This is a genomic window from Gemmata algarum (genome assembly GCF_034097035.1).
Lineage (GTDB): Bacteria > Planctomycetota > Planctomycetia > Gemmatales > Gemmataceae > Gemmata > Gemmata algarum.
The window spans coordinates 132,533-152,351 of record NZ_JAXBLV010000178.1 but is presented as its reverse complement, the minus strand read 5'-3'; the positions used below and the strand labels follow the sequence as shown (position 1 = coordinate 152,351).

At 66.9% G+C, this 19,819-nt stretch carries 12 protein-coding genes; 7 read left to right on the top strand and 5 right to left on the bottom strand.

All coding sequences use genetic code 11. From position 1 onward, the window contains the following. Positions 1–6 precede the first annotated feature (6 nt). Genes R5W23_RS15035 through R5W23_RS15025 form a run of 3 tightly spaced genes read left to right on the top strand, consistent with a single transcriptional unit; the run spans position 7 to position 4,909 of the window. On the top strand, positions 7–1,878 hold the full coding sequence (locus R5W23_RS15035) for an APC family permease (RefSeq protein ID WP_320686995.1): 1,872 nt from the start codon (positions 7–9) through the stop codon (positions 1,876–1,878). A gap of 44 nt (positions 1,879–1,922) precedes the next feature. After that, positions 1,923–3,779: a sensor histidine kinase gene (locus R5W23_RS15030; protein ID WP_320686994.1), complete on the top strand. Its 1,857-nt coding sequence runs from the start codon at positions 1,923–1,925 to the stop codon at positions 3,777–3,779. Then, positions 3,776–4,909: a universal stress protein gene (locus R5W23_RS15025; protein WP_261184602.1), complete on the top strand. Its 1,134-nt coding sequence runs from the start codon at positions 3,776–3,778 to the stop codon at positions 4,907–4,909. Before R5W23_RS15030 ends, R5W23_RS15025 begins: the two co-directional genes overlap by 4 nt. Before the next feature lie 54 nt (positions 4,910–4,963). On the opposite strand, the gene R5W23_RS15020 is transcribed toward R5W23_RS15025, so the two are convergent. Next, a complete protein-coding gene (locus R5W23_RS15020) occupies positions 4,964–6,889 on the bottom strand; it encodes a protein kinase domain-containing protein (protein ID WP_320686993.1) in 1,926 nt (641 codons plus the stop codon). Between the two features lie 12 nt (positions 6,890–6,901). Continuing rightward, positions 6,902–7,480: an ECF-type sigma factor gene (locus R5W23_RS15015; protein ID WP_320686992.1), complete on the bottom strand. Its 579-nt coding sequence runs from the start codon at positions 7,478–7,480 to the stop codon at positions 6,902–6,904. A gap of 150 nt (positions 7,481–7,630) precedes the next feature. Here R5W23_RS15015 and R5W23_RS15010 point away from each other — a divergent pair, with 150 nt between their 5' ends. From R5W23_RS15010 to R5W23_RS15000, 3 genes are all read left to right on the top strand, one after another. After that, positions 7,631–8,407 (top strand): BPL-N domain-containing protein, encoded by a 777-nt coding sequence (locus tag R5W23_RS15010; protein WP_010049100.1) that lies wholly within the window; start codon positions 7,631–7,633, stop codon positions 8,405–8,407. A gap of 100 nt (positions 8,408–8,507) precedes the next feature. Beyond that, entirely contained in the window at positions 8,508–9,491 is a 984-nt protein-coding gene (locus R5W23_RS15005; RefSeq protein ID WP_320686991.1) for a DUF1559 domain-containing protein, read from the top strand. A 64-nt stretch (positions 9,492–9,555) separates the two neighbouring features. Then, entirely contained in the window at positions 9,556–10,407 is an 852-nt protein-coding gene (locus R5W23_RS15000; RefSeq protein ID WP_320686990.1) for an N-formylglutamate amidohydrolase, read from the top strand. Between the two features lie 156 nt (positions 10,408–10,563). Here the strand turns inward: R5W23_RS15000 and R5W23_RS14995 are convergent, their stop codons facing one another. The 3 genes from R5W23_RS14995 to R5W23_RS14985 all read right to left on the bottom strand — a co-directional run bounded on the left by R5W23_RS14995 (position 10,564) and on the right by R5W23_RS14985 (position 17,295). Beyond that, positions 10,564–12,423: a CotH kinase family protein gene (locus R5W23_RS14995; protein ID WP_320686989.1), complete on the bottom strand. Its 1,860-nt coding sequence runs from the start codon at positions 12,421–12,423 to the stop codon at positions 10,564–10,566. Between the two features lie 363 nt (positions 12,424–12,786). Beyond that, complete coding sequence (gene pheT / locus R5W23_RS14990; RefSeq protein ID WP_320686988.1) at positions 12,787–15,345, bottom strand: phenylalanine--tRNA ligase subunit beta; 2,559 nt, start codon at positions 15,343–15,345, stop codon at positions 12,787–12,789. A 354-nt stretch (positions 15,346–15,699) separates the two neighbouring features. Beyond that, positions 15,700–17,295: a hypothetical protein gene (locus tag R5W23_RS14985; RefSeq protein ID WP_320686987.1), complete on the bottom strand. Its 1,596-nt coding sequence runs from the start codon at positions 17,293–17,295 to the stop codon at positions 15,700–15,702. A gap of 1,427 nt (positions 17,296–18,722) precedes the next feature. Between R5W23_RS14985 and R5W23_RS14980 the strand changes: the two genes are divergently transcribed. Continuing rightward, complete coding sequence (locus tag R5W23_RS14980) at positions 18,723–19,796, top strand: DUF1559 domain-containing protein (protein ID WP_261184589.1); 1,074 nt, start codon at positions 18,723–18,725, stop codon at positions 19,794–19,796. The last annotated feature ends 23 nt before the right edge of the window (positions 19,797–19,819 follow it).

Sequence of the window (19,819 nt, the reverse complement as noted above, 5' to 3'; positions counted from 1 at the left end):
AAATGCATGGCGCTGTTTGATTGGCTGCTCGGGCGCCCACTCGCCACCGCCGAGGAGGAGGGGGAGCGGGTCGGCCCCGTCACCGGGGTGCCGGTGCTGGGCCTTGATGGCTTGGCGTCGGCCGCGTACGGCCCCGAGGCCGCCTTAACGGTGCTTCTCGCCATTGGAGCCGGAGCGACCGGACTCATCGGCCCGATCACGCTGCTGATCGTCGGCCTGCTGTTCCTTGTGTTCCTGTCGTACCGGCAGACGATCGCCGCGTATCCCGGTGGGGGCGGGTCTTACACGGTCGCAAAAGAGAACTTGGGGGGTCGTGCGGGCCTGCTGGCCGCGGCGGCGCTGATGATCGACTACGTGCTGGTGGTGGCGGTCGGCATCTCCGCTGGCATCGGCGCGCTGGTGTCGGCGTTGCCGGCGCTGCAACCACACACACTTGCGCTGTGCTTGGTGGTGCTGGCCGCGCTGGCGATCATCAACTTGCGGGGCGTGCGCGAGTCCGGAGCCGCGCTGGCGGTTCCGACGTACCTCTTCGTGGGAGCGCTGTTCGGGGTGCTGGCCGTCGGGGTGTGGAAAGTGATCGCGGCCGGCGGCCGGCCGGTGCCGGTGGTGCCGCTACCGGCACCCGGTGCCACGACGGAGGCCGTTGGGGTGTGGCTGCTCGCGAAAGCGTTCGCCAGTGGTTGCACCGCGATGACCGGCGTCGAGGCGGTCAGCAACGGGGTTCCCGCTTTTCGAGAGCCGCGGACCGTCAACGCCCGGCGCACGCTCGCCGCCGTGATCGTCATTCTATCGGCCCTGCTGCTCGGGATCGCGTATCTGTGTCGGGCGTACGGGGTCGTCGCGACCGAACCCGGTCGGCCCGGGTACGACAGCGTCATTTCGCAGCTCGTGGCCGCGGTCGCGGGGCGCGGGGCCGTCTACTACGTCACCATCGGGTCGGTGCTGGCGGTGCTGTGCCTGTCGGCGAACACCGGGTTCGCCGACTTCCCGCGGCTGTGCCGCGCCGTGGCCCACGACGGGTACCTGCCGCACGGGTTCGGGCACCGCGGCCGGCGGCTCGTCTACACACGCGGGATCGTCGTGCTGACGGCCTTATCGGCGGGCCTGCTGGTCGCGTTCGATGGGGTGACGGACCACCTGATCCCGCTGTTCGCGGTCGGCGCGTTCCTGGCATTCACCCTTTCGCAGCTCGGGATGGTGGCCCATTGGGTCAAGGCCGGCGGCCGCGGGGCGCGGGGCGCGGTCGTTGTCAACGCCGCCGGCGCGCTCGGCACCGCCGTCGCTCTGGCCGTGGTGCTGGTCGCCAAGTTCGCCGACGGGGCGTGGGTAACGGTCTTGCTTGTCGCGGTGCTGATGTCTGCGTTTCTCGGGGTGCGGCGGCACTACCGTGCTGTAGCCGGCCAGCTCTCGACCGCCGATCCGCTGGACACGAGTGACCTGTCCCCGCCGTTAGTCGTAATACTGGTGCGCGGCTGGTCGAAGCTGACGAGGAAGGCCACCCGGCTCGCCATGCGGCTGTCGCCGGAGGTGTACGCCCTCCACATTGCCGCCGACGATCTCCAACTTCAGGCGCTCGAAGAGGAGTGGGCGAAGCGGGTCGCCGAGCCGTGTCGCTCGGCCGGGGCGACGGCGCCGAAGCTCATCGTGGTGACCTCGCCGTACCGGCGCCTTTACACGCCGCTCATGGAGTTTCTGGCGGACCTGGAGCGCGCGCACCCGGGACGGGCGATCGCGGTCGTGGTGCCGGAACTGGTCGAGCACCGGTGGTACCACTATCTGCTGCACAACCAGACCGCAGCAATCATCAAGGGCTACCTGTACTTCAGCGGGCTGGAGCGGGTTTCGGTGGTGAACGTGCCGTGGTACCTGCGCGAGTGACCGCTCGGAACAGGATCCGATCTTATCTCGCACCGGCAGTCCATATGACGCTACGCACACGTATCCTTCTGTCCCTCGCCCCGCTCGCGCTGCTGCTGGTCGCGCTGGGCGCGGCGGGCGTCGTGCTGCTCGACCGCGTGGGCGGGGGCATCGATGCCATCCTGCGCGAGAACTACGTGAGCGTGCAGGCCATGTTCCGATTGGGCGAGGCGGCCGAGCGGATCGATTCGTCGTTCCAGTTCGCCCTGGCGGGCCGCGAGGCCGACGCGGCCCGCCAGTTCGAGGCGAACTGGGTTGTGCTCGAGGAGCAGTTCGCGGTCGAGGCCGCGAACGTCACGATCCACCCGACGGAGGACGAACTCGTTTCCCGGCTGCGTGGCCTAAAAGCGGAGTACCGCGAGCGGGGGCGCCAGTTTTATGCGCTGCCCCCTGGCTCGCCCGAGCGAACGGCCATGTACTTCGGCCCCTCCGGACTGTTGGAGCGGTTCAACGAGAGCAAGGCCGTGGCGGGCGAGATTCTGCGCGTGAACCGAGAGAACATGGAGCAGGCCCGCGACCGCGCGCGCGACACTGCCCGCACGGCAATGGGCACGTTCGCGGCCGCACTTGGCCTAGTCGCGCTCCTTCTCGCGGGGGCCGGTTGGTACTTGTTACGCACGATACTCGGGCCGATCCGGGCCGTGACCGAGGCGGCGCACGCGATCGGCGGTTCCGGGCAACTCGAGCGCACGGTTCCTGTGTTCGGCCGGGACGAACTCGGGCGGCTCGCCGCCGCGTTCAACGTGATGACGCGCGAGCTGCGCAAATATCGGAGGTCCAACCTCGACAGGCTCGTGCGGGCGCAGCGGACCGCGCAGGCGACGATCGACTCGTTTCCGGACCCGGTGCTGGTGGTCGACCCGACGGGCCGCGCCGACCTCGCGAACCCGGCGGCGCGGGCGCTGTTCGGCGTCGGCCCCACGGCGCAGGGCGACCCGGGGCCGGTGTGGTCGCCGCCCGAGCCGCTCGGCGGGCCGGTCGCGGACGCGCTCCAACTTCAGCGCCCCTACCAGCCGGACCAGTTCGACCAGACCGTTTCGTTCCGGCTCGGCGGTGAGGATCGCACCTACCTCCCTCACGTGCGGCCGATCCGCGATCCGCACGGGGACACGCTGGGCGCGGCGGTGGTGCTCCACGACGTGACCCGGTTCCGGCTCCTGGATCAGTTCAAGAGTGACCTTGTGGCGACCGTGAGCCACGAACTGAAGACGCCGCTCACCTCGGTGCGGCTCGCGGTTCACGTTCTGCTTGAAGAGACCGTCGGGCCGCTGACCGTGAAGCAGACGGAACTCCTCATCGACGCCCGCGACAGCGCCGAGCGCTTGCTCGCGCTCATCGAGCAACTGCTCTCACTCGCCCGGCTGCAAAAGCCGCACGACGAGGGGGCGTTTCACCCCGCAGATCCCGCAGAGCTGCTCCGCACGGCCGCCGATGCGGCTCGTGCTCGTGCGGACGACAAGCACATCACGCTCGCGGTGAACACGAACGCCGTTGTGCCCGCGGTGGTGGTGGACAGGGATCGGTTCGGACAGGCGCTCGGCAACTTGCTGAACAACGCGATCACCTACACGCCTCCGGGCGGCACGGTCGCACTCGCGGCCGGTACGACGACCGACGGGGCCGTCGTCCTGAGCGTCGCGGACACCGGGGTGGGCATCCCGCCCGAGCACTTGGCGCACGTGTTCGATCGGTTCTTTCGGATCCCGGGTCAGAGCGAGGAGGGCGGGACCGGGCTCGGTCTCGCCATCGTGAAAGAGGTGGTGGTCGCCCATCGCGGTACGGTCACCTGCGAGAGCGAACCGGGGAAGGGGACGACGTTCCGCATCACACTCCCGGCGCACCTCGCGGAGGGCCGCTCGTGAGCACCGACACCCGTCCCAGCCCGGAGCTGTTCTTGTCGCTGTTGCGCGAACAGCAGCGCGGCCGGCTGAAGGTCTACCTCGGTTTTGCCCCCGGTGTCGGCAAGACCTACGAGATGCTTCAGGAGGGGCAGCGCCTCAAACGGCAAGGCGTCGATGTGGCCATCGGCGTGGTCGAGACGCACGGCCGGGCGGACACGCTGGCGATGGTCGGCGAACTGGAGCGGGTGCCGAGCCGGAAGCTCGAGTACCGCGGCGTCGTACTCGAGGAGATGGACCTGGACGCGGTGCTCCGCCGACGCCCCACGGTCGTGCTGGTGGACGAGTTGGCGCACACCAACGCCCCCGGCGGGCGGCACGGTAAGCGGTACCAGGATGTGGAGGAACTGCTCCGGGCCGGCATCAGCGTCATCACCACCATGAACGTGCAGCACCTCGAAAGTTTGTACGAGATGGTGGAGCGGTTCACCGGGGTGAAGGTGAAGGAGCGGGTGCCGGACTACGTCCTCGCCCAGGCGCACCAAGTGGTGAACGTGGACCTGCCGGCGGAAGACCTCCAGGAGCGGATGCGGGCCGGGAAGATATACCCCGCGGAGCGGATCGAACGTGCGCTGGCGAACTTCTTCACGGAACCGAACCTGAACCAGTTGCGCGAGATCGCTCTGGAGCAGGTGGCGCACGTGCTGGACCGCCGGCGCCAGGAGCGGGAGCGCGACTCGGGCGTTGCGAATACGTCCGAGCGGGTGATGGTGTGTGTGTCGAGCCGCAGCCCGAACGCGCTGAAGCTGCTGCGCAAGGGCGCGCGGCTCGCCGATCGGTTCGGCGCCCCGTGGTACGCGGTCTACATCGAGACTCCTTCCGAGCGCACCGAGTGGGTGGACGCGGCGACCGAGCGCCGGCTGACGGACTCGCTCACTCTGGCTCAGCAGTTGGACGGCGTTCCGCTGCGGTTCAAAGGGGCCAGCTTACCGGACGCCGTGTCGTCGTTCGCGCGCGAGTACGGGATCACGCACATCGTCATCGGGCGGTCGCGGCGCGCTTGGTACCGGCGGCTCTTCCGCGCGAGCGTGTTGGATCAACTGCTGCGGACCGTGGCGGGGGTCGATGTGGTCGTGGTCGACACGGGCGGGTAGCGGACCGGTCCGACGCGATCCCGCCGGGAGCGATGTGCTCGATCCGAGTTCGCGTCACTCGGCGGGGCGCTGGTACTCCGGGGGCAGTTCGGTGACGCGCCGGACCTCGATGTTGCGGAAAAAGATTTCGCCCTTGATCGACTGGAACCGGATGCGCCCGCGGCGGAGCGGTTCGTCCGGCGGGTCCGCCCGGCGCGACCGGGCCAGCGACAGCACCGGCATGTCGTTGATGACGTGGACCGCCCAGTCGTCGACGCACACGATCGCGGCCCGGTTCCACCGGCCCACCGGGACCTCCGCGAGCAACTCGGGGTCGATCCGCCGGCCGCCCGGGCGTACCGGTTCCACCCTCCCGCCGCGGATCACGCCGACATCGATCCGGAGCAGGTCGTTGAGCCGTCGGTACTCGCCGGCACGCTGGAGGTGCAACTGCATTCCGTGCGTGCCGCGCGAGCCGAGCTCCCCGGTGCAGTGGTACCGCACGCTCGCGTAGTGCTCGCCGGCCGCTTCCGCCCAGCGGTACTCGAACCGCAGGTGGAAGTTCTCGAACTCCCGGCCCGACTCGACGCTCCCTAAACCCGTTCCGGTCGCCCGCACCGCCGGCCGGCCGTCGAGCGTGACCAGCCCGAACATGCTTTGCGGGCCGACCCCGATCGGGGTGACGCCATCGGGCACCACCGGCGTCCACTGCCCCAGATCGTGCTCATCCAGTAGCGGTTCCCAGGTGTCCACCGTTGCGAACGCGCCGGGCTGGCGCGCCCGGCCGGGTGCGGGCAGCAGTTCCCACGCCGCCCACGCGCCGGCCGCGAGAAGCGCCCCGAGCGCGAGCGCTGCGGGCCAGAGGCGTGGCCGCGGCGGGGCGAGCACCGCTTCCAGGTCGGCGAGCAGCGCCGCGGCCGACGGATAGCGGTCGTCCGGTCGCGTGGCCATTGCGCGCCGGACGATCCGGGCAATCCGCCCGGGCACCGCCGGGTTCAGGGCGCGCGGGTCCGGAGCCGGCTCGCGGAGCTGTTCCGCCACCACCTCCGTTACCGTCGCGCCGGCGTAAGGCGCTGAGCCGGTGAGTAACGCGAAGTACGCGGCCCCGAGCCCGAACACATCCGTGCGCTGGGTCAGCGGTGCCCCGTCGCGCTGTTCGGGGGCCATGTAGGCGGGCGTGCCGGCGGTGGAACCCGGGACGGTGACGGTGCCGTCCGAAGCCGACAGGCTGAAGTCGGCGAGCTTGGCGAGCACGCCGCTGCCGGTCGAGCCGTCCGGCGTGCCGGCCCGCTCCGGTAGCAGGATGTTGCCGGGCTTTACGTCCAGGTGCAAGAACCCGGCCCCGTGGATCGCGACCAGCCCGCGGCACGCGTCCACCAGGACGCGGGTGGCGAACCGCCAGTCGAGCGCCCCGTCGCGCTTGAGCCGGTCGGCGCAGCTCCCGCCGGACACGCGCTCCAGTACCAGGAACGCGACCCCGTTCGTCTCTCCGGCTTCGAACACAGCGACCACATTGGGGTGCAGTAACTGTCCGGCGAGGCGGGCCTCGCTCAGCAGCCGCTCGCGGGCGTGCGGGTCGGCGGCCCGCGCGTCCGGCAGCACCTTGACCGCCACTTTTCGGTCGATGACCGGGTCGGCCGCCTCGAACACAACCCCCATTCCGCCGCGCCCGAGCACCCCGGTGAGCCGGTACTTGCCCAGCACGTCGCCGACCGCCGGCGCTGCCGGGCCGAACGCCGCGCGTACCGCCGCCGCACGGCCCGGGAAGCGTTCGACGTACTCCGCTGCTTGCGGGTGCTCCCCGGCGGCCCGGCGCTGCTCGAGCTCTAGCGCGACCAGTTCGGTCAGGAGCGCGTCGCGGGCCGCCGGCTCGACCTGCTCCACGTAGTCCTCGATCCGCGCGCCGGCCCCGGCGCGCTCGAACGCGACGCACACGGCGTCCACGCGGCGTTTGGCGCCGGTGGGTAGTCCGAGGAACGTGGAGGGGGCGGTGTCGGGCATGGAGTCGCCTGTTCAGTACCCGGGCCGGGCGTCGGGCTCGGCCGGCGGGTCGGATTCCCAGATGTCGCGGATCAGGGCGAGCCGGCGGCACACGGTGCGGACCGTGCAGCCGAGCCGCTCGGCGATCTCCTCGTTCGTGTACCCGTCCAGCTTGAACCGGGCCAGCTCCCGCAGTTCGTCCGAATCGAGTTTGTCGAACAGCATCCGGATCTCGTCCCCCACCGCCGCGGCCAGTGCCGGGTCCACTATGGAGCCGGGAACGTCGTCGGGCAACTCGTCGGTGGGGCGGCCTCGTTTTTGGGCCGACTGGTGTTTGCCCCAGTCCACCGCCTTTCGAGCGGTCAGCACCACCAACAGGTGCCACAGGTCGTCACGGCTGGCGAGCCGGGCGAACTTCTGACCCGAGGCGGCCCGGCAGAACTGGAAGAACGCGGACAGGGCCACGTCCTCGGCGTCGGCGGCGCGCCCGACCATGCGCCCGGCGGCCAGTGACACCATGCGGCGGAAGTACCGGTCCCAGAGCGGCCGTGCGGCGTCACCGTCGCCGGCGGCGAGGCGCTGAACCCAGGCGGTAATGGAACCTTCGGTCATCACGCGGTTGGGACGTAGTTGAAGAGAAAAATCGTAACAAATCGATCGGCCGTGTCACCCCCGGAACCGGTTTGTCGTGATCCTCTCTGAGGCGATACTCTCCTTCCGCTTCATTTTCCCTGTTAATCACCCGCGCGGAAAGGCAAAAACGTGCCCCGTTCCGTCGTACCGTTCGCCGCACTGGTCGCGGTCGTGCTGTCGGTGTCGTTTGCCCAGTCGGAACCGCCCGCCAAGGGCGACAAACCGGTGCGGGTCGCGCTGTTCGCCGGTGGCGGTGCCGCCAAGACCAAGGGGCCGGCGGCGGCGGCCGTCGAGAAGACCCCCGGGTTCGAGGTCACGCTCGTGACCGGTGAAGACATCCGCGCCGGCGCCCTCAAAGACTTCCGGGTGCTGATCCAGCCCGGCGGGAGCGGGTCCGCTCAGGCGAAGGACCTGGGCGAAGAGGGCCGCGCGAAGGTGAAGCAGTTCGTGAAGGACGGCAACGGGTACATCGGCATCTGCGCCGGCGCGTACCTCGCGAGCCGCAGCTACGACTGGTCCCTGCACATCCTCGACGCCGAAGTGCTCGACCGCGCCCACTGGGCGCGCGGCACCGGCGACGTGGAACTGCGGTTCGGCCCCAAAGGCAAGGAGTTCTTCGACACGAAGGCGGAGAAGTTGACCGTTTACTACGGCCAGGGGCCGCTGCTCGCGCCGGGCAAGGACGACGCCATCCCGGATTACGAGGAACTGGCGACTTACGAAACCGAGATTTTCAGCAAGGGCGGGGCGAAGCCCGGAGTGATGAAGGGCACGACCGCTGCCGCCCGCGGCAGCTACGGCACCGGGCGGGTGTTCTGCTGGAGCCCGCACCCCGAGAAGACCGACACGCCGGAGGCAAAGGCCCTGTTCCGCAAGGCCCTGCTCTGGACCGCCGGTAAAGAATAGCCCGCCGCCGACCGCTCACGCCGACTCTCCATTCCCGCTGCCCGGCCGGTCGCCCGCACGACCGGCCCGTTGATTCGCTATTCATTTTTGAGGGATTGCCATGCCTCCCGTCCGACCCCGCCGCGGGTTCACGCTGATCGAGTTGCTCGTCGTTATTGCGATTATCGCGATCCTGATCGGGTTGCTGTTGCCCGCCGTGCAGAAGGTCCGCGAAGCCGCCGCGCGCATGAAGTGCCAGAACAACCTCAAGCAGATCGGGCTCGCCGCGCATAACTACGAGAATTCCCGCGGCGGCTTGCCTCCGGTCGCCTACGACGACACAAAGATGGATGATCAGACGCCGACGTTTCCGCTCCAGCTTCCGACCGGGCAGTTGCCGCGTAGCATCCACTTCATCCTGCTGCCGTACATCGAGCAGGAGAACGTGCAAACTAAGTACGATCCGACGAAAGACTTTCGTGATACAGTGAACCGCCCGCTGGCGCAGTCGCGGATTCCGGTGTATGTGTGCCCGTCGGCCCCGGGCGGCGACCGCACTCGCTCCTTTGGCGTAACCGGCTTCGGCGGCGGTACGGTGACCGGGTACGTGACCGACTACTTGGTGTTCGCCCGCTGTCGGAGCACCATTAACACAACCACGCTGTTGTCGAGCAGCGTGAACAGTTCCTGGAGCACGGCGACCCGGCCCAACATCGACACCCCGATCGTGGGCATCACCGACGGTACTTCGAACACGATTCTGATGGTGGAAGCCGCAGGTGGCCCGCAGGAATACCGATTGGGTAAGCTGTACAGCACCTCGAACACAACCAACACACAGTTGTGGGCGGACTACCGCAACTATCACGTCTTCGACGGCTCAGACCCGAGTACGGGCGTTTCGGACAACTCGTCCAGCACCCGCGCCAACCGGACGCTGGCGTTCAACGGGACGAACGACGCCGAACCATATTCGTTCCACTCGGGCGGCATGAACATTGTGCGGGCCGACGGATCGGTGGCCTTCATCCGTCAGTCGGTTACGATCGGTGTGTTTGCTGCGCTGCTCACTCGCAGTCACGGCGAAGTGCTGACGGATTACTAACGCTGTAACCGCGGGCGTCACGGACTCGTGACGCCCGATCCCCTTTCTCCTTTCAAGGCCCGTCATGCTGCCACTTCGTCGGTTCGTTCTTATCACGGTCGCCCTGACGCTTGCGGCTGTCGTTGCCCTGGCTGACGCGCCGGTCGCACCGACGCCCCACGCGATCGGGAAGCCGCCGACGAGTCCCTTGGTGGCGGTCGAGCCGGGCGAGTTCCCGGTGATCCTCTCGGCTCCGCACGGCGGCACCAAGGACGTGCCCGGTGTGTCGCCCCGGAAGGGTGACGGGTTGCCGGTCGGCGGGAGCGGGTTCTTTGCCGGGCGAGACGGCGGAACGGAAGAGCTGGCGCACGCGACGGCCGCGGCGATTGCCAAGAAGACCGGCAAGAAGCCGTACCTCGTGGTCGCGCAGTTCCACCGCAAATTCATTGACGCGAACCGCCCGCCCGAGATCGCCTACGAGGACCCGAAGGCGAAGCCGACCTACGACGCCTACCGCAGCACCCTGGCGTCCTACTGCCGCGAGTTGAAGAAGCGGTACGGCCGCGGGCTGCTGCTGGACATTCACGGCCAAGGGCGCATGAAGGACACGGTCATTCGCGGCACCAAGGACGGAAAGACGGTCGCGCTGCTGGTCCAGCGGTACGGCGAGAAGGCGCACACCGGTCCGAACAGCTTCTTCGGGCTGCTCGCCGCGGGCGGGTACAAGGTGTACCCCGAGAAACTTGCGGACAAGGAGTACGCCACGCTCAGCGGCGGCGACATCGTGCAGACCTACGGCAGCGGAGACTACGGCATCGACGCGATCCAGTTGGAGTTCGGCGGCGACTTCCGCGACGCCGCGAGCCGCACTGCGACCGCCGACAAAGTGGCCGCGGCGGTCGCAAAGTTCACCGAACTCTACCTCTCCGACAAATGACACGGTGAGTTCGTCTCTTGTGTGTCGGCGCGGACCACTTGAAACGATCGGGTCGCGTGGGCGACGCATGTCGTCACCCACGCGGCCCGATCCTCACTCTTTGACAGCACTGATACACGGCGGATGCGGAGGAGCGTTCCCGTCCGCCGGATGGGTTCAGGGCGCGGCCTTCTTAACCTCGGGGTTGGCCAGAAGGTATTTCTGGCGCTGCTCGGCGAATGCCCGGACGTTCATCCCCTGCGACCCACGTCCGAAGCCACCGCCGCCGCCACCAGCGCTGGGCGCGTTGTCGTCGGTGTTCCGCTTGAACGCCTCGAAGGAGTCGAGCTTCCGGGTGTCCAACTCCACTTCCGTCTCGATCAGCTTGCGGTACTGAGCGACGACCGGCCCGAGCGCGTTCCAGTCGAGTGACTCTTCCGCGATCCGCTTCACGTTCGCGAGGTACTTGGCTCGCAGCGCGGGCACCGCGAGCAACTTACTCCGGAGTGGTTTGCTGGCGTCGTTCAGCCCGACGAGCGGGTCGAGTTCGACCCCGCGTCCGCCGCCGCCACCGGCTCCGCCCGGCCCACCCGGGAAGCCACCACCCGGACCGCCGGGGAAGCCGCCACCCGGCCCGCCGAACCCGCCGGGACCGCCGGGCGCACGCTCCTTCATCTCCTTGAACTGTTTGAACTGCTCGGCGGTCAGCAGCTTTTCGAGTTTCGCCTCGGTTTCCTTCTGGATTTCGGCAAGTTGCTTCTTCTGCTCCGCGGTGAGTTGGAGCGCCTCCTGAAGCGGCGCGGGCAGCACTTCACCAGGGGGCAGCGGCCGGAATCCGCCCCCGCCCGGTCCGCCCATTCCGGGACCACCCATTCCAGGGCCGCCGGCCGGGCGGAACGCCTCGTTCATGTCGTGCGGGATGACATGGAACTTGCCTTTCTCGTCCAGGTAAACGCTGTAATCGCTGGACCGGATCCAGTACCCGTCGCAGTTGATGAGCGCGGCGTCCAGGGCCAGGAACCACAGGATGTTGTCCACGTCCGCGATCGGCTTCAGCGCCTCTTCGAGCTTGTTCGGCGGGGTCTGGTTGAGCACCTTGCAGAAGTTCACCAGAGCCTTCCAGGCGTCCTCGTTCTCACCGCTCTTCATCTCGAAGATGCGCTTGTACGCGGCGGGGTCGTCGCCGAAGTACTCCAGCCCCCCGCGCCCGCCCGGCGAGCCGCGGACCTTCCACCGGGTGCCCTTCGTTGTCTTGTAGTTCTCGCTGAGGAACACCTTGTCGAACTGCTGAACGCTGACGTAAACGCCCCAGCTCTCGCCGTTGATGACCACCTTCACAAAGTTCGCCTTCGGGGTGGGGGTGTACTTGTTGGCGATGTGCGAGTACAGCACCGTGCTCATCAGCGACGGGTCCTCGTGCGCGTTCAGCAGGTTCAGCGTCTTGTAGCCGTAGAGCCGCTGCTTCCCGTCGGCCATGTCGAACGACATGTTGAGCGACCGCTTGGACCCGGCCCCCACCCCCATGTACGACGACATCCCCCGGAAGTGGACGCCCACGTTCGGGTACCGCTTGCCGTCCACCGTGACGGTCGCGGGCAGGTCCACGTCGGTGCCGTGGAAGTCCTGCATCTCCGACTCCCAGTCGGCGTTTTCGAACTCCAGAAACAGGGTGCGGAGGACGCTCGCGTCGTACAACTTGGCGTCCGGATAGTTCTTCACCTCGGCCGGGCTCACCTTCGGGCCGGGTTTGCCGCTCTCGCCGCCTTTTCCGAACCCACCCTTCGGACCGCCGAACCCGCCCCGGCCGCCCTTCTTGGCGGCCTCGCGCGCCGGCCTACGCTCGTCCGCGTTGAGCCAGCCGTCCTTGTTCTTGTCGTACTCGGCGACCAGCTTGCGCTCCTGCCCGCCGGGCGGCCCGAACCCGCCCTTACCGCCGAACCCACCGCCCGGCGGTTGAGGGAACGCTGTCGGCGCGCACAGCGCGACGAGCGCCGCCGAAAGCGCCGCGGCCGTGATTGCCGTTATCCGTCGGTCCATCATCTGCCTCATGTCAGTCAAGGGATACATTTGCGAGCGCTGGTCACTCACGAATTCATCACGATTTCTTCACGGATGCTCGCTGAGATAAACTCCGTCGCCTCGGCAGCGGAGACATTTGCGGTGCGATTTGTTGGAGAAGGGATCTCAGCGCAGAACGTGAGCAACTGGACCCGGTGTGCCCTCGCGCACGAGGCGGAAGCCCGTGCGGCCCTACCGACGCCCCGTAGATGTGTAGCGGCGAGTCGTTCCCACTTCAATTCGTCGCCCCGTTGCGCACTGCAACGGGCAGATGCCCGCGGCCGGTAATAAGGCGCTACCGGCCGCGGGCATCAGGGTGTGAAGAGATCGCGCAACAGGGACTCAGGCAAGATCCTTCCCGCGAATCTGAGCTTTCAGCGTTTCTTTCAGTCGCGCCTCGACCTTCTCGTGCGCCTTGGCAATCTCTTTCTCGCCAAGGGTGCGGTCAGGCGCTTGGTAGGTCAGCGCGAACGCGAGGCTCTTGGTCCCGTCCGGCAAGCCCGTGCCGCGATACACGTCGAACAGGCTCGCGTCGGTCAACAGGTCGCCACCCGCGGTCCGGATCTCCGCCAGCACCGCTTCCGCCCGGGTGGCGTCGGCGACCACAACGGCGACATCTCGCTTTGCGGGCGGGAACGTGCTGAACGGCTTGTACCCGTACCGCGCGGGCACCGCGGCGAGGATCGCTTCGAGATCGAGTTCGGCGGCCTGAACCGCCCGCTCGCCAAGGAGGAACGCCTCCGCGACCTTCGGGTGCAATTCGCCGAACACCCCGACCGCCGTGCCGTTGACGCGCAGTTCGGCGGCGCGCATCGGGTGCAGCCACGGTACGTCGCGCGTTGGCGCGAACGACATACCGGGAATGTGGAGGTCGTTCACGAGCCCTTCCACCACACCTTTGAGGTCGTAGAAGTCGTACTTTGCGGGGCTGACCCCTTGCGGGTCGTCCCACGCCGCACCACCACGGCGACCGCACAACACGATCGCCAACTTTCGCGGCTCTTCCGGTAACCGTTCGCCCGACTTGGGTAGGTACACGAACCCGAGTTCGTACAGCGCAACGCTGTCGGCCGCTTCGAGGTTCTTTTGCGCCACCTGGAGTACACCAGGGAGCAGCACCCGGCGCATCACCGACCGCTCCGGCGACAGCGGGTTGAGGAGCGCGACGAAGTCGCCGATCGGTTCTCCTCGTTGCCCCTCGGGGGCTGGGGCGGCGGGCTTCAGCTTTGCTTCTGCTTCCGCGCTGCTGAGCGAGTACGTGATCGCCTCGTTCAACCCCTGGTCGGCGAGCAGGTCGCGCACCCGGTCTTCGAGTTCGAGCGCCCGGTTGCCCTTCGGTTCGGGCAGTTCCAGCGGGAGCAGCCGCTCCGGCAGGTTGTCGTACCCGTACACGCGCGCCAGTTCTTCCACGAGGTCCGCGACCCCGGACTGAATGTCGAGCCGCGTTTGCGGGGTCGTGACCACCCACGCGTCCTCGCCGTTCGGCTCCACCTGGAACTGAAGTGCGGTCAGGACGCGGGTCACCTCTGCGGGCGGGATGCTGAACCCGAGCAGCCGCTCGATGTCACCGGCGGTGAGGTCGATGACCTGGCGCGGGGCCGGCGTGGGGTAGTTGTCGACGACGCCGGCCAGCACCTCGCCGCCGGCGTGGTCGTGGAACAGTTGCGCGGCGCGCACCGCCGCGGTGCCCGCGAGTTCGGGGTGGACGCCGCGGCTGAACCGCGTGCTGGCCTCGCTGAACAGGTTGAACTGCCGCGCCGTCTTGCGCACGCTGACGAAGTCGAAACTCGCGCTTTCGAGCAGGAGCGTTTTGGTGGCGGCGGACACCTCCGTTTCGGCCCCGCCCATCACGCCCGCGAGCGCGATCACGCCGGCGGTGTCGGCGATGACGAGGTTGTCCGAGGACAGCTCGCGGTCCTGACCGTCGAGGGTTTTGAGCTTTTCGCCGGCTTTGGCGGGCCGAACGGTGATCGTGGGGGCCTGACCGCCCGCGCGGGCCACGAGCACGTCGTAGTCGAACGCGTGCAGCGGCTGGCCCTGCTCGAGCATGACGTAGTTGGTAACGTCAACGGCGTTGTTGATGGGGCGCATTCCGGCGTAGTGCAGGCGCGAGCGCATCCACCGCGGCGCGTCCTTCACCGTAACGTTGCGGATGACGGTCGCGGTGTACCGCGCGCACAGTTTCGGGTCGGCGATCTCGACGTGAACCTTGCCCTCGACCTTCTCGTGGCTGACGGGCACGACCGGGGTCGGAATGGTCGACGTGACGCCGGTGAGCGCCGCGACCTCGCGGGCGATCCCGTGCATCGACAAGCACCGCGCCATGTTGGGCAGGATGTCGAGTTCGACGACGACCTCGCCGAGCACGTCCTGGATCGGTGTACCGGGCTTTGCGTCGGCGTCGTCGAGGATGATGATGCCCTCGCTCTCCTCGGCGATCCCCAGCTCGAAGTCCGACATGCACATGGCGTCGTTGTCGATGCCGCGCAGCGCCTTCGGCTCGAGACTCATGACGGTTTTTTTGCCGTCCTTGCCGGTGAAGAAGTACCGCGAGCCACGCAGCCCGAGGATGATCTTCATCCCGCTCTGCCCGGGCGCGATGTTCTCGGCGCCGGTGATGACGGTTTTGGGCTCACTGGCGCCGTAATCGAGTTTGACGAGTTTGAGAGAATCGGCGTTAGGGTGCTTGGTGATTTCGAGCACCTGCGCGACGATCAGCTTGTCGCGTTCCCAGACGAGGCCGGCGTCTTCGGGTTTGACGCGCAGGGTGCCGGTTGCGGGCACGCCGAACAGCTTCACGCCGGACGATTCCAGTCCCGCGATGGTCAGCCGCTCCACCAGGGCGCCGGGATCGGCGGGCAGCGGCACATAATCTTTGAGCCAGGACAGCGGAACGAGCATGGCGTCGGCCTTGTACTTCACGGAGTGCGAATGCCTGACATGTTACGGGACAACCCGTGGCCCGGCAGTGGTTCACGACGTGGTCAAAATCAGCATGTTGGGCGAGCGGCCACGTTGTTGCGGTCCGCGAGCGATAAGACGTTTCCACGTGCGATGTGAGGTGCGCCGGTGGATTCGGGACCCCTCGCCGGGCTGTCTAATATGCCGGCAAGGGGTGGTGATGTGGAGGTGCCTTCTGAACGTCCTGCCGAGTGCCATCCCAGTTTCACGCCGTGGCTGTTGCGCGCGGTTTGGAACTACCGCGCGCGGCTCGGGTTTTTACGGGTCGTACCCTCGACGACCTGGGGTTTCAGATCACGGCGCCGGAGGGGCCGGGTCACCGACGCCCACGTTTCCGAGGTACGGGACGGTCGCTTGGTTGATCCGGTCGTCGCCTACGTCGAGCCGGAACTTGTACCCCATACGGCCGAAGAAGTCGCGGAAGTTGACAGTGCTGACGCCCTTCTGCTTGGTCTCGTTGATGGCCGCGCTCATGGTGTTGAGCAGCTTGGTCTTCTCGTCCCGGTTGGGGTCGGTGGCCGAGTTGATCGGGTAGTACCCCTCGACCACGTACCGGGTGCGCTCGGTCACCTGGCCCACCCACACGCGCTTCTTCATGTCGAAGTACGCATCGACCGGGATGCCCATCTTGGTCAGGTCGCGGACCACCGTCTCGATGTCGTCTGTGCCGTCGCCGTTGATGTCAAAAATACCCACCAAGGCGACACGGTCGGCCACGCCCTTGCGCCACACGGAGTTGTACAGCAGGTCGCCGACCACGATGCCGTCGCGGACCGGGTCCAGCTCGGCCCCGTAAGGGCTGTTCTGCGGGTCCGCGGAGCGCTGGAACCGGGCCAGCGACAGGTTCGGCCCGAGCACCTCGTAAACCTCAACCGCTCCGCGCGGGATGAACTTATCGACCGACTTGAACCCGCCCTTCGGGTCGGGCACCCGGACCGACCGCATCCGCGACTCGCGGCCCTTCTCCTGGAAGTCGCGAGGCTGCACGGTGAACGTCAGCCCTGGCCGCACGTTCGCCGCCGAGCCCAAATTGATCTCGTACACCCCGTCGGGCAGCTTGCGCAGAACTTTGCCCTGCGGCTCGTCGAAACTGAATGCGCCGCGGTCGCCCTTGTTCACCTCTTGCGCGAGCCGCTGGTTGTCCTGTTGAAGTTGGGACAGATTCACGTTCGCCCTGCGGAGGTCGCGATCGGACTGGTCGCGAGCGTCCTTCGCGTCGGTGAGGGCCTTGTTGGCCGCGGCCATGTCTCGCTGGTAATCGGCGGTCCGCTTGTCGAAGGCGGCCACCACATCGGCGACCTGCTTCTTGACATCGGCCGGGAACTTGTCCGACGCCGCTTTCAGTGCGGCTGCGGCAGCCTGAAGCTGTTTGGTGTCATCGACCATCGATTGAGCCAGCTTCTGGTAGTTAGCCAGTGCCTTCTCAGTGGCCTCGTACAGCGTCTCTTTCTTATCGATCTTCCCCACTTGGCCGATCAAGCCCTCGGGCGGCGGGGTGCCGGCCTTTCCGTTCGCATCGATCGGCCACAGTTCGATTTCCTTGGGCAGCTTCGCCGCGTCCCCCGAGCCGGCCTTTTTGACCAGCGTCTCGTTGAAGTATTTCACCTCGGCCGCGATCTTGTCGTTCGGCTTGGCCTCGGTCGTGATCACCTGCACGTCGTCGTCGCGGGAGACGCCCGCGAGGATGCGGTACACGCGGGCGAGGCGCTCGGCCTCGTCCTTCGAGGCCCGCATCGTGGCGAGGTCCTTCTCAGCGTTCTTTTTGTTGTTCACGTGCGTGTCCATCTCGGAGTACGAGAGGTACCACATCACGCCGAACGCGATAGTCGTGAGCACAAAGAACACCACCGCGCAGATCAGCGGGGTGCTCGCCTCTTTGGTCTTGGCCATGAGTTTCCTCGTCGCGGTGGCCGAAGGTGCGGTCTCAAGGGTTCATGGCGCGCGGCAGGCCGCACCTTTCACTCTTTACTTGAACTTAAACGGTGGGGTGGGGGTGTCAACCGGAAACGAACCGTAACCCCGCGCCGGGCGACGAGATGTACCGAGGGCGCCGGTCGCGCCATGAACGCCGTGCCGAATTGTACGCGGGACAACGTGTCCGAAGGGCGCCCAGAGAGCTGAGCCCGTGGCGCGACCGCCCGCACAAACCCGCGGACCACTACGACCGCCAGTCCTGACGAAGGGGCCGACAGGGGTGTAGGCGGGTGAACTTCTCCAACTGTTCCTTGCCGACGGTCTCGCTTCTGTTCGGGCCGACGAATGCTCCGCCGAGCACGAGGCGCAACGCTCTGGTCACAGACGAAGGCGCCAAACTGTGGAGCGGCCGGCTCGGGAGGCACGACGGCATGTATCCGGAACCGCTTGCCGAGTCGATCCCGATGGGTGCGGGTGGCGCCCATCATCCCTTCAATGAGGCATGGCGGAATGCGTTCGGCTCGGTGGCACCGGAGCTTCATGGAGCTCAGGAGCCGCTGATCGGGATAGCAAAATCGGCAGCTGTTACAATCGAGCGGTATTTGTCCGGTAAATCCTGTCGATAATGTAAAAAGTTATTATTGTATTATTTAATTAATTAATTAGATTGAATGTGATTGATTAAAATAAATATTAATGCGCGCGTGAGTCTGGCGATCCGTGAGTGACGGTTGCCGCTTGCGGAGGCGCTGCCGAGGGCGCGAGGTCGTCCCGTCCCCAACTCGCGGACGTTTGCCGATTGTGTTCGCCCGTTGCCGAAGCGGTCGACCGGCTGTGGCCTGTCCCCCTATCAGCAAAGGGAGGGTCGTCCTCGCGCGTCCGGAAACCTCCGGACGCGCTGTATATTTTCCGGACGTTGAACCCTCGACTGTTCGGACATCGACACACGTTTCGCACAACCCCTGTTCCGCGCCGGCTCCGCCGAACACTCACTATCTCAGGCGTTTTTGGCGTGAGTGACACTTTTTGCAGGCGCGGTCTGAACTGTCGAGCATTCGGGCGCGTGGCTTGTGAATGTTCCGATTTTCTACCCCCCCTTCTGCCTGCAAGTGGCGTTCTTCGCAGCTATGGTTCGGGCATCGAACGCACTGCGATGAACCCGACCACGCTCCCGCGTTCGGGCTCGCTGCTGGAGGGCCGGTGAGCTGCTCGCTTCGCACAGCCGGGCAGAACCCCGATCGGTCCCGCGAGCTCGGTATCACTCTCTTTCGCCCCTAATGATCCGGCCGGCCCTCTATTGAAGGGCGCCTGCCGGTGCGCGCCCGACGGTCCCCTCCGTCCCCGGGCGCCGTTGGTTTTTGGCCGTGTTATCAACTTGCGTCCGACTTCTTGAGGAGCCCTGTATGCGTCGCCGTGGGTTTACGCTGATCGAGCTGCTGGTGGTGATTGCGATTATTGCGATCCTGATTGGGTTGCTGCTCCCCGCCGTCCAAAAGGTGCGTGAGGCGGCGGCGCGGATGAAGTGCCAAAACAACCTCAAACAGATCGGTCTCGCCGCGCACAACTTCCACGACGCAAACAACGCTCTGCCGAGCTCGCAGTACATGTCCCCGCCGAACACCCCGAACCGCTCCGCCACGCCGATGTTCGACGTGCTCAGCGGGTTCGTCTACCTGCTGCCTTACATGGAGCAGGGGGCGCTGAAGGACTCGATTTACAACGACCCCGTGTTTACGGCCGGTAACGTCGGTCCGAACTCGCCGTCCACGTTCGCGCCGTGGAAAGTGATCGTGTCCACGTACCAGTGCCCCTCTGACACCGGCCTCCTCGACGCGTCCGGGTGGGGGCCGCGGAGCTACCACATGGTCATTGGCGACCGGCCCGACGCGAACAACAACACGGCCGCGACCCGTGGCGTCTTCAAGAACTTCAACCCGACAATCAACGGGGCCACCGCGCCGGAGCGGCACGGCAACACCCTCCTTCAGATCACCGACGGCACGAGCAACACCGTGATGTTCGCCGAGCGGAAGCGGGCGGTCGGGACGAACGACATCGGCCGCATCGGCAGCACTAACGGCTCGTATGTCCCCCGGGACTGCCTCTCCACCTGGAACGGGACGCAGTTCACCTCGTTCACCGGCACCAACACCGGCTGGATCGCGTCCAGCCGCTACCAAGACGGCCGCTCGTTCTACGCCACGGTCCACACGATCCTCCCTCCGAACAGCCCGAGCTGCGCGGTCAACCCGAGCAACGGGAACGGCAGCGGGTGGGGGTTCTTCTCCGCCACGAGTAACCACTCCGGCGGGGTGAACGTGGCGTTCGCCGACGGGAGCGTTCGCTTCATCCCGAACTCGATCGACACCGGCAACCTGACGGTGGACGCCACCAGCTTCTCGTCGGGGGCCAGCCCCTACGGCGTGTGGGGTGCGATGGGCACTGCGGCCGGCGGCGAGGTCATCCCCGGCAGCTAACGGCACACGGACCGGCCGGGGCG

Excerpts from the sequence above, each read along its gene's own strand:
- R5W23_RS15035 (WP_320686995.1), top strand. The coding sequence starts at position 7 with ATGGCGCTGTTTGATTGGCTGCTCGGGCGCCCACTCGCCACCGCCGAG.
- R5W23_RS15030 (WP_320686994.1), top strand. The coding sequence starts at position 1,923 with ATGACGCTACGCACACGTATCCTTCTGTCCCTCGCCCCGCTCGCGCTG.
- R5W23_RS15020 (WP_320686993.1), bottom strand. The coding sequence starts at position 6,889 with ATGCCCGACACCGCCCCCTCCACGTTCCTCGGACTACCCACCGGCGCC.
- R5W23_RS15015 (WP_320686992.1), bottom strand. The coding sequence starts at position 7,480 with ATGACCGAAGGTTCCATTACCGCCTGGGTTCAGCGCCTCGCCGCCGGC.
- R5W23_RS15005 (WP_320686991.1), top strand. The coding sequence starts at position 8,508 with ATGCCTCCCGTCCGACCCCGCCGCGGGTTCACGCTGATCGAGTTGCTC.
- R5W23_RS15000 (WP_320686990.1), top strand. The coding sequence starts at position 9,556 with ATGCTGCCACTTCGTCGGTTCGTTCTTATCACGGTCGCCCTGACGCTT.
- R5W23_RS14995 (WP_320686989.1), bottom strand. The coding sequence starts at position 12,423 with ATGGACCGACGGATAACGGCAATCACGGCCGCGGCGCTTTCGGCGGCG.
- pheT (WP_320686988.1), bottom strand. The coding sequence starts at position 15,345 with ATGCTCGTTCCGCTGTCCTGGCTCAAAGATTATGTGCCGCTGCCCGCC.
- R5W23_RS14985 (WP_320686987.1), bottom strand. The coding sequence starts at position 17,295 with ATGGCCAAGACCAAAGAGGCGAGCACCCCGCTGATCTGCGCGGTGGTG.
- R5W23_RS14980 (WP_261184589.1), top strand. The coding sequence starts at position 18,723 with ATGCGTCGCCGTGGGTTTACGCTGATCGAGCTGCTGGTGGTGATTGCG.